16 protein-coding genes are annotated in these 15,551 nt (G+C 72.0%); 6 read left to right on the top strand and 10 right to left on the bottom strand.

Features of this window, described 5'->3' with window-relative positions; genetic code table 11:
• Positions 1-17: 17 nt before the first annotated feature.
• Entirely contained in the window at positions 18-1,457 is a 1,440-nt protein-coding gene (gene dacB / locus ACFYU9_RS21020; RefSeq protein ID WP_389211349.1) for a D-alanyl-D-alanine carboxypeptidase/D-alanyl-D-alanine-endopeptidase, read from the bottom strand.
• Positions 1,458-1,562: 105 nt separating this feature from the next.
• On the opposite strand from dacB, the gene ACFYU9_RS21025 reads away from it, so the two are divergent.
• Both ACFYU9_RS21025 and ACFYU9_RS21030 read left to right on the top strand, forming a co-directional pair.
• On the top strand, positions 1,563-2,054 hold the full coding sequence (locus ACFYU9_RS21025) for an inorganic diphosphatase (protein WP_389211347.1): 492 nt from the start codon (positions 1,563-1,565) through the stop codon (positions 2,052-2,054).
• A 139-nt stretch (positions 2,055-2,193) separates the two neighbouring features.
• Positions 2,194-3,852 carry a threonine/serine exporter ThrE family protein gene (locus ACFYU9_RS21030; RefSeq protein WP_389211345.1) on the top strand — a complete coding sequence of 553 codons (1,659 nt, stop codon included), beginning with the start codon at positions 2,194-2,196 and terminating at the stop codon, positions 3,850-3,852.
• A 69-nt stretch (positions 3,853-3,921) separates the two neighbouring features.
• Here ACFYU9_RS21030 and ACFYU9_RS21035 read toward each other — a convergent pair whose 3' ends face one another.
• The gene (locus ACFYU9_RS21035) at positions 3,922-4,617 is read right to left on the bottom strand and encodes a DedA family protein (protein ID WP_389211343.1); all 696 of its coding nucleotides are present in this window, start codon (positions 4,615-4,617) and stop codon (positions 3,922-3,924) included.
• A 255-nt stretch (positions 4,618-4,872) separates the two neighbouring features.
• Here ACFYU9_RS21035 and ACFYU9_RS21040 point away from each other — a divergent pair, with 255 nt between their 5' ends.
• Positions 4,873-5,241, top strand: a complete 369-nt coding sequence (locus ACFYU9_RS21040; protein ID WP_389211340.1) for a YbjQ family protein — start codon at positions 4,873-4,875, stop codon at positions 5,239-5,241.
• A 107-nt stretch (positions 5,242-5,348) separates the two neighbouring features.
• Here the strand turns inward: ACFYU9_RS21040 and ACFYU9_RS21045 are convergent, their stop codons facing one another.
• On the bottom strand, positions 5,349-6,110 hold the full coding sequence (locus ACFYU9_RS21045; RefSeq protein ID WP_389211337.1) for a MerR family transcriptional regulator: 762 nt from the start codon (positions 6,108-6,110) through the stop codon (positions 5,349-5,351).
• A 115-nt stretch (positions 6,111-6,225) separates the two neighbouring features.
• Between ACFYU9_RS21045 and ACFYU9_RS21050 the strand changes: the two genes are divergently transcribed.
• Positions 6,226-7,530 carry an ion channel protein gene (locus ACFYU9_RS21050; protein ID WP_389345685.1) on the top strand — a complete coding sequence of 435 codons (1,305 nt, stop codon included), beginning with the start codon at positions 6,226-6,228 and terminating at the stop codon, positions 7,528-7,530.
• Between the two features lie 50 nt (positions 7,531-7,580).
• Positions 7,581-8,996: a glutamate decarboxylase gene (locus tag ACFYU9_RS21055; RefSeq protein WP_389211334.1), complete on the top strand. Its 1,416-nt coding sequence runs from the start codon at positions 7,581-7,583 to the stop codon at positions 8,994-8,996.
• Positions 8,997-9,106: 110 nt separating this feature from the next.
• Here ACFYU9_RS21055 and ACFYU9_RS21060 read toward each other — a convergent pair whose 3' ends face one another.
• The 4 genes from ACFYU9_RS21060 to ACFYU9_RS21075 form a co-directional block, all read right to left on the bottom strand.
• Complete coding sequence (locus ACFYU9_RS21060) at positions 9,107-9,721, bottom strand: PadR family transcriptional regulator (protein ID WP_389345686.1); 615 nt, start codon at positions 9,719-9,721, stop codon at positions 9,107-9,109.
• A gap of 34 nt (positions 9,722-9,755) precedes the next feature.
• Positions 9,756-10,304 carry a DinB family protein gene (locus ACFYU9_RS21065; RefSeq protein WP_389345687.1) on the bottom strand — a complete coding sequence of 183 codons (549 nt, stop codon included), beginning with the start codon at positions 10,302-10,304 and terminating at the stop codon, positions 9,756-9,758.
• 119 nt (positions 10,305-10,423) lie between these two features.
• Entirely contained in the window at positions 10,424-11,893 is a 1,470-nt protein-coding gene (locus ACFYU9_RS21070) for an aldehyde dehydrogenase family protein (protein ID WP_389211329.1), read from the bottom strand.
• A 141-nt stretch (positions 11,894-12,034) separates the two neighbouring features.
• Positions 12,035-12,907, bottom strand: coding sequence for a helix-turn-helix domain-containing protein (locus ACFYU9_RS21075; RefSeq protein WP_389211327.1), 873 nt, complete (start codon positions 12,905-12,907; stop codon positions 12,035-12,037).
• 358 nt (positions 12,908-13,265) lie between these two features.
• Here ACFYU9_RS21075 and ACFYU9_RS21080 point away from each other — a divergent pair, with 358 nt between their 5' ends.
• Positions 13,266-13,769 (top strand): ATP-binding protein, encoded by a 504-nt coding sequence (locus ACFYU9_RS21080; protein ID WP_389211325.1) that lies wholly within the window; start codon positions 13,266-13,268, stop codon positions 13,767-13,769.
• A 77-nt stretch (positions 13,770-13,846) separates the two neighbouring features.
• Here the strand turns inward: ACFYU9_RS21080 and ACFYU9_RS21085 are convergent, their stop codons facing one another.
• From ACFYU9_RS21085 to ACFYU9_RS21095, 3 genes are all read right to left on the bottom strand, one after another.
• Positions 13,847-14,059: a DUF397 domain-containing protein gene (locus ACFYU9_RS21085; RefSeq protein WP_389211515.1), complete on the bottom strand. Its 213-nt coding sequence runs from the start codon at positions 14,057-14,059 to the stop codon at positions 13,847-13,849.
• Positions 14,060-14,226: 167 nt separating this feature from the next.
• Positions 14,227-14,931, bottom strand: a complete 705-nt coding sequence (locus tag ACFYU9_RS21090; RefSeq protein ID WP_389211323.1) for a hypothetical protein — start codon at positions 14,929-14,931, stop codon at positions 14,227-14,229.
• Positions 14,928-15,512 (bottom strand): SigE family RNA polymerase sigma factor, encoded by a 585-nt coding sequence (locus ACFYU9_RS21095; protein ID WP_389345689.1) that lies wholly within the window; start codon positions 15,510-15,512, stop codon positions 14,928-14,930. The genes ACFYU9_RS21090 and ACFYU9_RS21095 overlap by 4 nt, the downstream gene beginning before the upstream one ends.
• Positions 15,513-15,551: the final 39 nt, after the last annotated feature.

Here is a 15,551-nt window from a genome sequence, read left to right on the forward strand (position 1 = left end):
GACGTGCCGGGGCGGGGTCAGCGGCGCGGGGCCAGGGCGGCGCCGAGGCGGTCGAGGGCCGGCTGGGCGGCGCCGGGGGAGCTCGTGCGCCCGGCGAGGAAGGCGAAGGCGAGGAGCCGGCCGTCGCCGGTGACGACGGTGCCGGCGAGGGTGTTGACGCCGGTGAGGGTGCCGGTCTTGGCGCGGACGAGGCCGGCGCCGGAGGCGGCGGGGCCGTCGCCGAAGCGGCCGGCGAGGGTGCCGCTGAAGCCGCCGACGGGCAGTCCGGTGAGGACGGGCCGCAGTTCGGGGTGGGCCGGGTCGGCCGCCCGGGTGAGGATGCCGGTGAGCAGGGCGGCGGAGACCCGGTCGCGCCGGTCGAGGCCGCTGCCGTCGGCGAATCGGGCGCCGGCGAGGGGGAGCCGCAGGGCGGCGAGTTCGTCGTGGACGGCCTTGCCCGCGCCGTCGGCGCTGGCGGGCTGGTGGCGGGCGAGGGCCGTCTGCCGGGCGAGGGCCTCGGCGAGGTCGTTGTCGCTGTGGGTCAGGGTGCGTTCGACGAGGTCGGCGAGGGGCGCGGAGTCGGTGCGGGCGAGGGGCGCGGCCTGCGGTCCGCCGGGGGCGCGGCCGGGCCCGGGGGCGCCCTGGACGGTGACGCCGGCGGCCTTGAGCAGGCCGGCGAAGGCGGTGGCGGTGTCGCGGGCCGGGTCGGCGGCGCGCGGCGCGGGTCCGCTGCGGCTGTGGTCGAGGCGGGCCTCGTCGGTCATCAGGGCGCTGAGCGGGGCGAGGTTCTCGTTGGGGCCGATGGGGTGCAGGGCGGGGCCCTGGTAGAGGCTCGTGTCGTACGCCAGCCGCACGGGGGCGGTGGGCGTGCCGGTGCCGCGGGCCCTGAGGGCGCGGGCGGTGGCGTCGGCGAGGGCTTTCAGGCGGGCCGGGTCGAGGGTGGGGTCGCCGCCGCCGACGAGGGTGACGGTGCGGCCGTCGGGCGTGGCGACCGTGCGGGTGGTGATGCGGTGGTCGGGGCCGAGGGCGCGGAGCGCGGCGGCGGTGGTGGCGATCTTGACGACGGAGGCGGGGGGCATGGGGGTGCCGGCGCCCTCCGCGTACAGCGGGCGGCCGGTCTCGGCGTCGACGACGGAGGCGGTGCGCAGCGGGCCGAGGCCGGGGTCGGCGAGCAGGGGCACGAGGAGGGCGGCGAGGTCGTCGCCCGTCCGGGTGGTCCCGGTGGTGCCGACGGCGGGGCTCAGGGCGCGCAGGACGCCCTGGGCGCTGGGGGCCGGGGCGGGGCGGCCGGGGGCGGCGCCGGCGGGGGCGCCCGCGTGATGTGCGCCACCTCGGGCGTCGGCGGTGACCGCGCGGGCGCGCTCGGCCTTACGCTGACCGGAGTCCCACGGGCCGGCCACGGCCACCGCTCCGGCGGCCAGGGCCAGACCGAGCACGGCGGAGCCCGCCACGACCTGCCAGGTTCTCGGCTCCGGCATGTGATGACCAGCCCCTTTCGCGATCAAGAGCGTGCGTGAGAGACACTTAACCACCGCGCGTCGTCGCGAGCATTGACATGTGTTGATTCAGGAGGAGATCCACCCGTGGAGTTCGACGTCACCATCGAGATCCCGAAGGGGTCGCGGAACAAGTACGAGGTCGACCACGAGACCGGTCGGATCCGCCTGGACCGCCGTCTCTTCACCTCGACCGCCTACCCGACGGACTACGGCTTCGTCGAGAACACGCTCGGCGAGGACGGCGACCCGCTGGACGCGCTCGTCATCCTGGACGAGCCGACGTTCCCGGGCTGCCTCATCAAGTGCCGCGCCATCGGCATGTTCCGCATGACGGACGAGGCCGGCGGCGACGACAAGCTGCTGTGCGTGCCGGCGACGGACCCGCGCATGGAGCACCTGCGCGACATCCACCACGTGTCCGAGTTCGACCGCCTGGAGATCCAGCACTTCTTCGAGGTCTACAAGGACCTGGAGCCGGGCAAGTCGGTCGAGGGTGCCGACTGGGTCGGTCGCGCCGAGGCCGAGGCCGAGATCGAGAAGTCGTACAAGCGCGCCAAGGAGCAGGGCGGCCACTGAGCCCCTGCTCGAAGCGGCCCGGCTCGACTGAGCCTGTGAAGGGCGGTGCACCTACTGAGGTGCGCCGCCCTTCGCGCGTTCATACTTGGCTTGATTGTTCGGGTCGACGTGACGAGCGAGGACGAGGGGCGAGGGAAAAGTGGTGGCGCAGCCGAACGGGCCCGAGGAGGCCCCGGAGGACCGGAAGCCGCAGTCGGACGAGGCGCGCAGCGCGTTCGTCCCACCGGCCGGGGTGGCGCCGCCCGAGCCACCGGAGGAGGAGCATCCGACCTCCGAGTTCGCCGTGCCGGAGGGCCTGGCGCCCGAGCCGGCCGCCGAGCCGGAGGGTTCGGCCTTCGCGCCGCCGTCGACGTACTCGGCGCAGACCTCGCCGCCGGCGTTCACGCCCGCGTACGGGATCCCGCTGGTGAATCTGCCGGCGGACGCGCCGTGGCAGGACCGGATGCGGACGATGCTGCGGCTGCCGCTGGCCGACCGGCCGGTGCCGGAGGCACGGGGCAAGCCGGACGAGTCCGGGCCGCCGGTGCCGCGCGTGCTCGACCTGACGCTGCGCATCGGCGAGCTTCTGCTCGCGGGCGGGGAGGGCGCGGAGGACGTCGAGGCGGCGATGTTCGCGATCTGCCGTTCGTACGGGCTCGACCGCTGCGAGCCGACGGTGACGTTCACGCTGTTGTCGGTGACGTACCAGCCGTCGCTGGTGGACGACCCGGTGACGGCGAACCGGACGGTACGGCGCCGGGGCACCGACTACACCCGGCTGGCCGCGGTCTACCAGCTGCTCGCGGACATCAACGACCCGGACCACGACGTGACGCCGGAGGAGGCGTACCGGCGGCTGGCGGAGATCCGCCGCAACCGGCACCCGTACCCGGGCTGGGTGCTGACGCTCGCGGCCGGGGTGCTCGCGGGCGCGGCCTCGGTGCTGCTGGGCGGCGGGGTGACGGTGTTCCTCGTGGCGGCGCTCGGCGCGATGCTGGGCGACCGGCTCGCGTGGCTGTGCGCGGGGCGCGGGCTGCCGGAGTTCTACCAGTTCCTGGTGGCGGCGATGCCGCCGGCGGCGATGGGCGTGGCGCTGACGGTCGCGCACACCGAGCTGCGGCCCTCCGCGGTGATCACCGGTGGCCTGTTCGCGCTGATCCCGGGGCGGGCGCTGGTGGCGGCCGTGCAGGACGGGCTGACGGGCTTCTACATCACGGCTTCGGCCCGGATCCTCGAAGTGGGTTACTTCTTCGTGGCGATCGTGATCGGCGTGCTGTCGGTGCTGTACCTGGCGGTGCAGTTCGGGGCGGAGCTGAACCCGGAGGGGGCGCTGCGGGCGGTGGAGCGGCCGTGGGTGCAGATCGCGGCCTCGATGGTGCTGTGCGCGACCTTCGCGATCCTGTTGCAGCAGTCGCGGGCGACGGTGCTGTTCGCGACGCTGAACGGCGGAGTGGCGTGGGTGGTGTACGCGTCGATCGCGGTGACGGCGGGCGGGTCCGCGGTGATGGCGACGGCGGTCGCGGCCGGTCTGGTGGGCCTCTTCGGGCAGCTGGCGGCGCGCTACCAGCACACGTCGTCGCTGCCGTACGTGACGGCGGCGATCGGTCCGCTGCTGCCCGGTTCGGCGACGTACTTCGGTGTCCTCGCGATCGCCCAGAACAACCTGGACGGGGGCTTCGCCTCACTGGCGAAGGCCGCGGCCCTGGCCCTGGCGATCGCGATCGGCGTGAACCTCGGTGGCGAGCTGGCCCGCCTCTTCATGCAGGCGCCCCGCGCGGCGGCGGCCCGTCGGGCCGCCAAGCGCACGCGGGGCTTCTGATTCATCGAGGCTGGGTTCGCCTCCGGGCGCCCTTCGGCCCACTCGCCTTCGCGGGCGGGTACGCGCGGGTCAGCGCTTCGCGTGGCGGCGGCGGGACGGGGTGGCGGCGTCGTGGTCGCCGTAGGCGCCCTCGGCCGGGGCCTTCTTCGACTGGGAGCGGGCGCGCAGCAGCTCGATGACGACCGGGATCACGGAGATCAGCACGATCCCGACGAGGATCAGCTCGATGTGCTTGTGGACGAACTCGACCTTGCCGAGCGAGGCGCCGAGCAGCGTCACACCGGCGCCCCACAGCACGCCGCCGATGATGTTGAAGACGAGGAACGAGCGGTAGTTCATCCGGCTGACGCCGGCGATGATCGGCGTGAACGTGCGGACGATCGGCACGAAGCGGGCCAGGATCAGCGACTTGGGGCCGTGCTTCTCGAAGAAGGCGTGGGCCTTCTCCACGTTCTCCTGCTTGAAGAGCTTGGAGTCGGGGCGCTTGAAGAGCGCGGGGCCGACCTTGCGGCCGAACAGGTAGCCCACCTGGTCGCCGACGACGGCCGCCAGGACCACGAGCGCGCACACCGCCCACAGGGGGGTGTGCAGCTTTCCGGTGGTGACCAGGAGGCCGGTGGTGAAGAGCAGCGAGTCACCGGGCAGGAAGAAGCCGATGAGGAGGCCGGACTCGGCGAAGACGATGACGAGGACACCGATCAGGCCGAAGGTCTGGATCAGATAGTCCGGATCCAGCCAGCTCGGTCCGAGGGCAAGCGTGTTCACGGGGTTCCGGGCTCCTGCGGTCGGTGGGGGCGAGGGGGCGTGCAAGGGGATTGTCGTACGGGACGACCGCTCCAAGCTATCAACGTGGAGTGAACACCCCTGGTTCCACGCGCTCCGCGCCCGGCCCTTACGGGTCTTTCTCCGGGGTCCGTCCGGGTCCGTCCCGGATGCGCGGGGCCTGCGGCGACGGCAGTCTGATCTTCCAGGAGCAGGTCCAGGAGCCGGCGCGGGAGCCGGATCAGGAGGTGTATGCGCATGGGCATCGAGGAGTACGGCGGCGGCCAGACGGGCCAGTCGGATGTCCTGGTGGTCACGACGAACGACGTGCCCGGGTTCGAGGTGAAGCAGGTGATCGGCGAGGTCTTCGGCCTGACCGTCCGCTCGCGGCACATCGGCAGCCAGATCGGCGCCGGGCTGAAGTCGCTGGTCGGCGGTGAGCTGAGAGGTCTGACGAAGACCCTGGTGGAGACGCGCAACCAGGCGATGGAGCGGCTGGTGGAGCAGGCGCGGGTGCGCGGCGCGAACGCGGTCCTGATGTTCAGGTTCGACGTCACGGAGGCCGCCGACGTGGGCACGGAGGTGTGCGCGTACGGGACCGCCGTGGTGATCGCGCCGCGCGCCTGAGCCCGGCCGGGCGTCCTGCGCGGCCGGGCTCAGGCGAGGGGCTGGGCGTCCGGCGCGGGCGGGCGTAGCCGTGCGCGCCCGGGCGCAGGGCTACGGGGCTGTGCCCGCTACGCGGCCAGGCGGCGCGCGTTCGCGTGGATCGCGGCGCGCAGGTGCTCGGCCAGGCCCTCGTGGATCGCGTCGTAGAAGGCGCGGTAGTTCGCGTCGGAGACGTAGGAGTCGCCGAGGCCCTGGTGGATCTTCGGGTGGCAGTCGAAGAACCAGCGGGTGACGTGGTCGCGGTGGGCCTCGGCGAGGTCCATGGCGGCCGGGGAGTCCGGGGCGTGGCCGGCGTCCATCAGGGCGCCGTAGGCGGCGCCCCAGGCGTCGATCTCGTTCTTCATGCGCTGCCAGTCGTCCTTGGTGTACGTGGCGACGCGGGCCTGCGTCCGCGCGTGGGTGTGGGTGCCGCCCCAGCGGCGTTCGGTCTCCTCCGCGTAGCGCTCGGGGTCCTTGTCGCCGAAGACCTCGAACTTCTCCTCGGGCGTGAGGTTGATGCCCATGCGTTTCGCCTCCATGGCGTGTTCGACGGCCGCCGCCATCCGCTGCAGTTCCCCGATCCGCGCCGTGAGCAGCCGGTGCTGGCGCCGCAGGTGCTCCCGCGGGTCGGCGCCCGGGTCGTCGAGGAGGACGGCGACCTCTTCGAGGGGGAAGCCCAGCTCCCGGTAGAACAGGATCTGCTGGAGCCGGTCGAGGTCGGCGTCGTCGTAGCGGCGGTGGCCCGCCGTGCTGCGGCCGCCCGGCGAGAGCAGCCCGATCGCGTCGTAGTGGTGCAGGGTGCGCACCGTGACCCCGGCGAATCCGGCGACCTGTCCCACGGAATAGCTCATCGGTTCCCCGTCTCGTGTTTCGTCGGTCGTCCCCGAGCCTCGGCCCTGACGCGACGTGAGGTGCAAGCCCGGGCCTGGCCCGGTTCTCCGGCCGGGGCACGAATCTCGGGATGTCATGCGGCATTTGCCCACTTATGGTGGGGCGGTGGCCACCGAGACTTCCGCCCCCGAGGCACCGCTGAAGGTCCTGCTGCCCCAGATCCTGCCCGCGCTCGTGGTCGGGGTGGGCTCGGCCCTGCTGTTCCTCGCCATCAGCGGAATCGCCGACCAGTTGGAGCACGTGGTCTGGAACACCCTTCCGGACGCACTCGGCATCGGCCGCTACTCCTCGCTCTGGATCATCTCGGTGCTCACCGCGACGGGCATCGCCGTCGGCCTCGTCATCTGGAAGGTGTACGGGCACGCCGGCCCCGACCCGGCCGAGGGCGGGCTCGGCGGGCCGCCGGTGCCGCCGGGAGTGGTCCCCGGCCTGCTGCTCGCCAGCACCCTGGGCCTGGCCGGCGGCGTCAGCCTCGGCCCGGAGTACCCGACCATCGCCGCCGCCATCGCCCTCACCTTCTGGCTGGGCCGGATGGTCCGGGCCGACGTGCCGGGCGTCTTCTGGGTCTCGCTGGCCACCGCCGGCACCTTCGGCGCCCTGTTCGGCACCCCGGTGGCCGCCGCGCTCGTCCTCTCCGAGTCGCTGGCCACCCGGCCGGGCCGGCCGGGCCCCGCGCTGTGGGACCGGCTCTTCTCCCCGCTGCTCGCCGCCGGGGCCGGGGCCATGACCACCCAGCTGGCCGACCACCCCAGCTTCAACATGGGGCTGCCGGCGCTGAACGACCCCGGCTACGAGGACGTCCTCGCCGCCCTGATCGTGGCCACCCTCGCCGCCCTCTTCGGGCTGCTGTCCTGCTACGCCTTCCCCTACGTCCACCGGGCCTTCCAGCGGATGCGGCACCCCATGGTGATGCTGCCCGCCGGCGGCCTGGTGCTCGGACTGCTCGGTGCGCTCGGCGGACAGCTGACCCTCTTCAAGGGGCTGACGGAGACCAAGGAGCTCGTCCAGTCGATCGGCTCGTACGACTCTGGCGAACTGACCAAGCTGACCGTGGTGAAGTCGGCCGCGCTGCTCGTCGCCGCCTCGTGCGGCTTCGTCGGCGGCCGGGTCTTCCCGGCCGTCTTCATCGGCGCCTCCTTCGGGCTGCTCGCCCAGGCGCTCGTCCCCGAGATCAATCCCACGGTGGCCGTCTCCTCGGCCGTCCTCGGCATCCTGCTCGCCCACACCCGCCAGGGCTGGGTGAGCCTCTTCGTCGCCGCCGTGATCGCCGGCTCGCCCCCACTGGTGGCGCTGCTCGTGCTCGCCTCCCTGCCCGCCTGGCTGGTCGTCACCGGCCGCCCGGAGATGGAACTCGACCAGCACGGCGCCTCCGTGCACTGAGACCACCGAGAACACCGCCAGCCCCGAGAAATCCCTCTGGAAGGAGCCCCATGGCCTTGCACAAGGGTCCCGACGAGCGCGAGAGCGAACCCTTCCGGCGCCTCGCCCTCAACCCGTTCTACGGCGAGGCCAACCCGCTCGGCGGCATGACCGAGGCGCCGCCGCGCCACCGGATGCCCGACGGACCGCTGCCGCCGATGAGCGCCTACCAGCTGGTGCACGACGAGCTGATGCTGGACGGCAACTCCCGGCTCAACCTGGCCACCTTCGTCACCACCTGGATGGAGCCGCAGGCCGGGGTGCTGATGGCGGAGTGCCGCGACAAGAACATGATCGACAAGGACGAGTACCCGCGCACCGCCGAACTGGAGCGCCGCTGCGTCTCGATGCTCGCCCAGCTGTGGAACGCCCCCGACCCGGCGGCGGCCGTCGGCTGCTCCACCACCGGCTCCAGCGAGGCCTGCATGCTCGCCGGCATGGCCCTCAAGCGCCGCTGGACGAAGCGGAACGCCGACCGCTACCCCGGCGCCCGCCCCAACCTGGTCATGGGCATCAACGTGCAGGTGTGCTGGGAGAAGTTCTGCAACTTCTGGGAGGTCGAGCCCCGGCTGGTGCCCATGGACGGCGACCGCTTCCACATGGACGCCGCCTCCGCCGCCGCGCTCTGCGACGAGAACACCATCGGCGTCGTCGCGGTCCTCGGCTCCACCTTCGACGGCTCCTACGAGCCCGTCGCCGAGATCTGCGCCGCCCTCGACGAGCTCCAGGAGCGCACCGGCCTCGACATCCCCGTGCACGTCGACGGCGCCTCCGGAGCCATGGTCGCGCCCTTCGTCGACGAGGGGCTGATCTGGGACTTCCGGCTGCCCCGGGTCTCCTCGATCAACACCTCGGGACACAAGTACGGCCTGGTCTACCCGGGCGTCGGCTGGGCCCTGTGGCGCACGCCCGCCGAGCTCCCCGAGGACCTGGTCTTCCGGGTCAACTACCTGGGCGGCGACATGCCGACCTTCGCGCTCAACTTCTCCCGCCCCGGTGCCCAGGTCGTCGCGCAGTACTACAACTTCCTGCGGCTCGGCCGGGAGGGCTACCGGGCGGTCCAGCAGACCAGCCGGGACGTCGCCCGCGGCCTCGCCGAACGCATCGACGCCATGGGCGACTTCCAGCTGCTCACCCGCGGCGACGAGCTGCCCGTCTTCGCCTTCACCACCGCCTCCGACGTGACCGCCTTCGACGTGTTCGACGTGTCACGGCGGATGCGCGAACAGGGCTGGCTGGTGCCCGCGTACACCTTCCCGAAGAACCGGGAGGACCTGTCGGTACTGCGGATCGTCTGCCGCAACGGCTTCTCCGCCGACCTGGCGGACCTGCTCGTGGAGGACCTGGAGCAGCTGCTGCCCGAACTGCGCCGCCAGTCCGGCCCCTTCACCCACGACAAGGCGGCCGCGACGTCCTTCCACCACTGAAACCGCCACTGAGAACCACCGCAGGAATCCGCCTCAAGGATTCCACTGCTGGATTCCACCGCCGAGATCCACCGCCGACGTCCGCCCCGGACGCCGGTCACGGCGGCGCGTCAGGCGTACGGGTTGTCCTGACCGTCCGCGAGGACGCCGACGAAGGGCTCCCCGCCCTCCCCCGCGAACACGTACGCCCCCGCCTCGATCCGCTCGATCAGCCCCCGCGCCCATTCCCGGCCCGCGTCCGCCGAGAACACCCACAGGCGCATGAGCTCGCCGATGTGGCCGAGCTGCTCGGGCCCGCCCTCCGGCGTGTAGTACTCGGTGACCCGCACCCGCCACTCGTCGAGGGCCCGGATCCGGGCCCCCAGCAGCTCCACGACCTCCGCGCGCGGCAGGTCGACCATGAAGCCGATGCCGGCCGCGCGCACGTCCAGGCCCTGCTCGTACGAGGACAGCGCCTCGCGCAGCAGCCGCAGGTACTCCTCGCGGCCGGCGTCCGTGATCTCGTACTCGACGCGCGGCGGCCCGCCCGCCGTGCTGGGCGCGCTCTCGTCCGCGCGCAGCAGTCCCTGCTTCGCCATCTGCTTCAGCGCGTGGTAGATCGAGCCGGGCTTGGCGTGGGACCACTCGTGCGCGCCCCAGTACTCCAGGTCGTTGCGCACCTGGTAGCCGTGGGCGCGGCCGTGCTGCTTGACCGCGCCGAGGACGAGAAGCCGGATCGCTGACATGCCCCGAGTCTAGTGAGGCACTGGTCAACGTTGACTAGGACACCTCGGCGGCCTTCTCCTCCGCGATGAGGTCGAAGGAGCCCTTGCCGTCCAGGGACTCCCGGATGATGTCCGCGTGCCCGGCGTGCCGGCCGGTCTCCTGGACCAGGTGCAGCAGCATCCAGCGGATCGAGACCCGGCCGTCCTTCGGGAACCAGGGCGCCTCGGGCAGCGGGAAGGTGTCGTCCAGGCTGGGCACGGACCGGACGAACTCCTCCGTCTCCTTGGCGACCCGCGCCATGAAGTCCACGGTCCCCGCGACGGTCTCGTCGCCGACGAGCCGGAAGCTCTCGTGCCAGGTCGACTCGTCGCGGCGCAGCTCGTTCGGCTGCTGCTGCGCCATGCGCAGCCAGTTCAGCTCGGCCTCGGCGACGTGCTTGATCAGTCCGGAGAGGCTGAGCTCGCTGGCGCTCGGACGGCTCGCCGCCTGCTCCTCGGTGAGGCCGAAGGACGCCCGGACGATGGCCTCGCGCTGGGCCTTCAGGAAGTTCAGGAACGCGCCGCGCTCGTCGCCGGGCTGCTCCGCGGGAACAAGAGCCACCATGTTGTCCACCCTCCACAGATCTGGTCGGTGCCGGGGTGCTGACCTCTCCCCCGACAACGACCAACCTACGGACCATCTAGGTCGGATGATGTCCTACAAGGCCGTGGAATCCGCGATTCCTAGAACGGGAACCGGCTGCGGCCGTGCTGGATCGAGATCCACTTCTGGGTCGTGAACGCCTCGATCATCGCCTCGCCGTTCAGCCGGCCGACGCCCGACCGCTTCTCGCCGCCGAAGGGCACGATCGGCTCGTCGTGCACGGTGCCGTCGTTGATGTGGATCATGCCGGTGTGGATGCGCTTGGCGACCCGCACACCGCGCTCGATGTCGCCCGTGTGGACGGCGCCGCTGAGCCCGTACGGGGTGTCGTTGGCGATCGTCACGGCCTCGTCCTCGCCGTCGAACGGGATGATCAGGGCCACCGGGCCGAAGATCTCCTGGCTGAGGACCGGCGCGTCGGCCGCGATGCCGCTGAGCACGGTCGGGGAGACCAGGCTGCCCTCGACCGAGCCGCGCAGCAGCGCGGTGGCGCCGCCGGCGACGGTCTGCTCGACGACCGCGGCGACCGCCTCGGCCTGCTGGTGGTTGATGAGCGGGCCGATGTGGGTGGCCGGGTCGGCCGGGTCGCCGACCCGCAGGGTCTTCACCTTGGCGACGAACTTCTCGGTGAACTCGGCCTCCAGGCGGCGGTCCACCAGGATCCGGTTGGCGGCCATGCAGACCTGGCCCTGGTGCACGAAGCGGCTGAAGACGGCGGCGTCGACGGCGTAGTCGAGGTCGGCGTCGTCGAGGACGATCAGGGCGCTGTTGCCGCCGAGTTCGAGCACCGCGTGCTTGAAGTGCTGGGCGCAGACCGTGGCGACGTGGCGCCCGGTGCGGTCGGAGCCGGTGAAGGAGATGACCTTCGGGACCGGGTGGGTGAGCAGCGCGTCGCCGATCTCGGCGATGTCGGTGACGACGACGTTGAGCAGCCCGGCCGGCAGCCCGGCCTCCTCCAGGACCCTGGCGACGAGGGTACCGCCGGTGATCGGGGTGTTCTGGTGCGGCTTGAGGACGACCGCGTTGCCGAGCGCGAGCGCCGGGGCGACCGACTTGATGGAGAGGAGGAAGGGGAAGTTGAAGGGCGAGATGACGCCGACGACGCCGACCGGCAGGCGGTAGACGCGGTTCTCCTTGCCGTCGACCGGCGAGGGCAGGATGCGGCCCTCGGGGCGCAGGGCCAGCTGGATCGCCTCGCGCAGGAACTCCTTGGCGAGGTGCAGTTCGAAGCCGGCCTTGAGGCGGGTGCCGCCGAGCTCGGCGACGATGACCTCGGCGAGCTCCTGCTCGCGGTCCTCGACGATCCGCAGCGCCCGCTCGAAGACGAGCCGGCGGGTGTACGGGTTGGTCTCGGCCCACTCTGCCTGCGCGCGCTCGGCGGCCCGGTAGGCGCGGTCGACCTCGTCGGCGGTGGCGACGGTGATCGCGGCCAGCTTCTCCCCGGTGTACGGGTTGAAGTCGATGATGTCCCACGAGCCGCTGCCCGGCTTCCACTCGCCGTCGATGTACTGGTGCGCCAGTTCGGTGAAGTAGGACGTCGGCGTCGTCATGGAACGAGACCCCTTACCCGCCCGCGGTGGCGGACGTCGGCAATCGGCACGAGACGGCCCCGTCGCGGCACGCGGGCCGTGCGAGCCCACGCGGCCGCGGTCACAGCCGTCTCACTGATGTGCCGTCATCGTACTGACGTATCAGGAGAGTTGGAGGAGTCCACGGAGAAGATCGCGGCTTTCCGCGGGATCCGGGCTGTCCGCGGCGAGCCGCTGGAGCACCCGGCCGTACTGGGCGACCTCCTCGCGCTTGTCGAGGTAGAGGGCGCCGGTCAGCTGCTCCAGGTAGACGACGTCGGACAGGTCGGACTCGGGGAAGCTGAGCATCGTGAAGGCGCCGCTCTCGCCGGCGTGCCCGCCGAAGCTGAAGGGCATGACCTGGAGGGTGACGTTGGGGTGCTCGGAGATCTCGATGAGGTGCCGCAACTGGCCCTGCATCACGGCCCGGTCGCCGTAGGGCCGGCGCAGCGCGGCCTCGTCGAGGACGGCGTGCAGATGCGGGGCGTTCTCGGCGACGAGGACCTTCTGGCGCTCCAGGCGGAGCGCGACCCGGCGCTCGATCTCGGCGTGCGCGGCGCCGGGCATGCCGCGGGTCACGACGGCGTGGGCGTACGCCTCGGTCTGCAACAGGCCGTGGACGAACTGGACTTCGTAGATGCGGATGAGGGAGGCGGCACCCTCCAGACCGATGTACGTCTGGAACCAGCCCGGCAGCACGTCGCCGTAGCTGTGCCACCAGCCCGCCAGGTTGGCCTCGCGGGCCAGTCCGAGCAGCGCGCCGCGTTCGGTCTCCTCGGTGACTCCGTAGAGCGTGAGCAGATCCTCGACGTCCCTTGCCTTGAAGCTCACCCTTCCCAACTCCATACGGCTGATCTTGGATTCGGACGCCCGGATCGAGTAGCCGGCGGCTTCCCGGGTGATGCCACGCGATTCGCGCAGTCGCCTCAGCTGGGAGCCCAGCAGGATGCGGCGCACCACACTCCCGTTCGCCCCGCTCGATTCGCCTGCCGTCACGGCTCCAGCCTCCCCTTCACGGTGCTGCCCTGATGCTGTTTTCGCTGTCGAGCCCCCGTGGAGTCCTCGTCGAGTCCCCGCTGAGCCCCGGATTCTGCCACTAAACGCTTCAGCGCGTACACATTCGATTACGGATAGGGGACCGGTTCCGGGCAGCTTCAGCAGAAGGGGTGGACGACTTATGCACAGAATCGGCACGTGGCAGGACAGGTCCGGCGCGTGCACGTGCATCTGCCCTTGCATCCCTTCGGCGCATTCGGAACCATGGTGCTCGCGCAGCCGCGTACTCGCTCGTGTTGCCGCACCGTTGTCGCACCAGTTGTCGCACCACACGTCGCGATTCCCGGGAGTGCCTCGCATGGGGACGAACACATCGACCATGCTCGAGCCGTTACGGCAGGGGCTTCCGCCGATCGATCCCGCGACCGTCTCCAACTCGGCCTCCTGCGCGCTCCCGCCCCGTTACGAAGCGGTGCGCGGCGCCCGGAAGTTCACCAGCCGGACGCTCCGCAACTGGGATCTCGACGACCGCTTCGACGACGTGGCGCTCGTGGTGTCCGAGCTCGTCACGAACGCGCTGCGACACGCCGTGCCGCACGGCGCCGAGCCGGCGCCGGAAGAAGGCCTGAACCCGCCCGTGCGGCTGCACCTGATGCGCTGGGCCTCGCGCCTGGTGTGCGCCGTGCGCGACCCCAGCCAGGAGAGCCCGGAGGCCCGCGAGGGCGGCGAGGACTTCGCGGCCGAGTCGGGCCGCGGCCTGTTCCTGGTCGAGTCGTTCAGCGACAGCTGGGGCTGGCACCCGCTCGCCGGGACGCTGCACGGCAAGGTGGTGTGGGCGCTCTTCCGGCTGGGCCCGGAGTAGCGGCGGCGAAGACGGCGCAGACGCACGAGAGGGCCCCGGTGGCGATCGCCACCGGGGCCCTCTCGTCACGTTCCGGCTCACACCAGGTGGTCGAACTCCCCGTCCTTCACGCCCTGCAGCATCGCCTCTATCTCGGCGGGCGTGTAGACGAGCGCGGGACCCTCGGGGTGCCGCGAGTTGCGCACGGCGACGTCGCCGCCGGGCAGCTTCGCGAACTCCACGCAGGCGCCCTGGGAGTTGCTGGCCCGGCTCTTCTGCCACACGACACCATGAAGCTCCGTGGCCGCCATGCCGTTGTACGCGTGGTGCGCGTGATGCACTGGTAGCTCCCCGAGTTCACTGGTGCAGGTGTCAACTTCCTCGGATCATAGCTGTGTTCATATGCGTCTGCATGAGCAGACGCACGGGCAGATGCACGTGCACGAGGGGTGGTGTATCGACTACGCGACTCAACGTGTTACCGGCCGGTCGGTGTTCCGGGATAGCCGGCCAGCCGGGCGCCCCTGGCGTCGTAGAGGTCCACGCCCGGATCGGTGAGGGCGGTGTAGACGTACCAGACGCCCCAGCCCGGGCGGCCCGGCAGTTCGAGGAGGGTCGCGACGGCCGTGCGCCCGTCCGCGCCCCGGAGTTCGACGCGGCCGGCGTCCCGCGTGCCGTAGTAGAGGCCGGAGTGGAAGGCGCCGGCGGCGTTGCCCTCCGACTGGTGCGAGATGCCCGGCTGGGCCGTGTCCAGATTGCCGTCCGAGACGCTGCGGAAGTTCTCGACGCCGTCGGGGTCCTTCCAGTGCTTGCCGTCGGACGTCAGCCACACCGTCCAGCCCCGGACGGTCACCCGCTCCCCCGCCCGCACGACACGGACCGGCGTGACCGGCGACGTGGCCGGCGGCGCGACCGGCGAGGTGGCGGCGGCCGTGACGGGGGCGGGCGGGGCCGCCGTCGCCGGGCGGCCGGATCCGGTCAGGGACACGGCCGTCACCGTCACCACGCCCGACACCGCGAGCGCCGCGAGGGCCGCGACCGTCGCCGTCCGGCGGCGCCTGATCGCCCGGCCCCGGCGCCGGACGGCCGCCAGCGGCACCGGACCCGGCGTGATGTCCCCGACGGCCCGCGCGAACACGGCCCGCAGTGCATCGTCCACGTCCGCTTCGGAATCGGGGGTCATCGTCGCGCTCCGGTGGGGTTCATGGGAGTGGTGAGGCCGGGATGGTTGCGCAGGGCCGTGAGTCCGCGCCGGGCGTGCGTCTTGACCGTGCCGATCGAGCAGTCGAGGACGGCGGCGATCTCCTGCTCGCTCAGATCCTCCCAGTAGCGCAGCACCATCACCGCCCGCTGCCGCGCCGGCAGGTCCGCCAGCGCGCCCATCAGCGCGGTGCGCCGCTCCACCGCCTCGGCGTGCCCGGCGTACGCGTGCCGCAGCGACTCCGGGAGGACCGGGGTCAGCAGGTGCGCGACCCGCTTGCGGCGCAGCCGGCTGAGGTTGTTGTTCACCAGCGCGCGCTTCACGTACAGGTCGATCTCCGCGCGCGGCACCCGCCGCCAGCGGCCGTACACCTTGGCGAGGGTCGTCTGCACCAGGTCCTCGGCCTCGTGGAAGTCGCCCGTGAGCAGCTGTGCCGTGCGCACCAGGCGGGGCCAGGCGGCCGCGGCGAACTCGGCGAAGCCGTCGTCCCCGTCGGCTCTGTCGGCTCTGTCGGCTCTGTCGGCTCTGTCGGCTCTGGCCAGGGGCGCTGGTTCGTGCGACACCGTGACGGACCTCGCGCTCGTTCCGGAAGAAAGGGGCAG

It is taken from the genome of Streptomyces sp. NPDC004327, from assembly GCF_042873935.1.
Taxonomy (GTDB): Bacteria; Actinomycetota; Actinomycetes; order Streptomycetales; family Streptomycetaceae; genus Streptomyces.

Bases quoted from the DNA above. Each gene is read 5' to 3' on its own strand.
- ACFYU9_RS21065 (WP_389345687.1), bottom strand. From the start codon at position 10,304: ATGGTGGCTCTTGTTCCCGCGGAGCAGCCCGGCGACGAGCGCGGCGCG.
- dacB (WP_389211349.1), bottom strand. From the start codon at position 1,457: ATGCCGGAGCCGAGAACCTGGCAGGTCGTGGCGGGCTCCGCCGTGCTC.
- ACFYU9_RS21070 (WP_389211329.1), bottom strand. From the start codon at position 11,893: ATGACGACGCCGACGTCCTACTTCACCGAACTGGCGCACCAGTACATC.
- ACFYU9_RS21050 (WP_389345685.1), top strand. From the start codon at position 6,226: ATGCGGCATTTGCCCACTTATGGTGGGGCGGTGGCCACCGAGACTTCC.
- ACFYU9_RS21045 (WP_389211337.1), bottom strand. From the start codon at position 6,110: ATGAGCTATTCCGTGGGACAGGTCGCCGGATTCGCCGGGGTCACGGTG.
- ACFYU9_RS21090 (WP_389211323.1), bottom strand. From the start codon at position 14,931: ATGACCCCCGATTCCGAAGCGGACGTGGACGATGCACTGCGGGCCGTG.
- ACFYU9_RS21060 (WP_389345686.1), bottom strand. From the start codon at position 9,721: ATGTCAGCGATCCGGCTTCTCGTCCTCGGCGCGGTCAAGCAGCACGGC.
- ACFYU9_RS21055 (WP_389211334.1), top strand. From the start codon at position 7,581: ATGGCCTTGCACAAGGGTCCCGACGAGCGCGAGAGCGAACCCTTCCGG.
- ACFYU9_RS21080 (WP_389211325.1), top strand. From the start codon at position 13,266: ATGGGGACGAACACATCGACCATGCTCGAGCCGTTACGGCAGGGGCTT.
- ACFYU9_RS21040 (WP_389211340.1), top strand. From the start codon at position 4,873: ATGGGCATCGAGGAGTACGGCGGCGGCCAGACGGGCCAGTCGGATGTC.
- ACFYU9_RS21085 (WP_389211515.1), bottom strand. From the start codon at position 14,059: ATGGCGGCCACGGAGCTTCATGGTGTCGTGTGGCAGAAGAGCCGGGCC.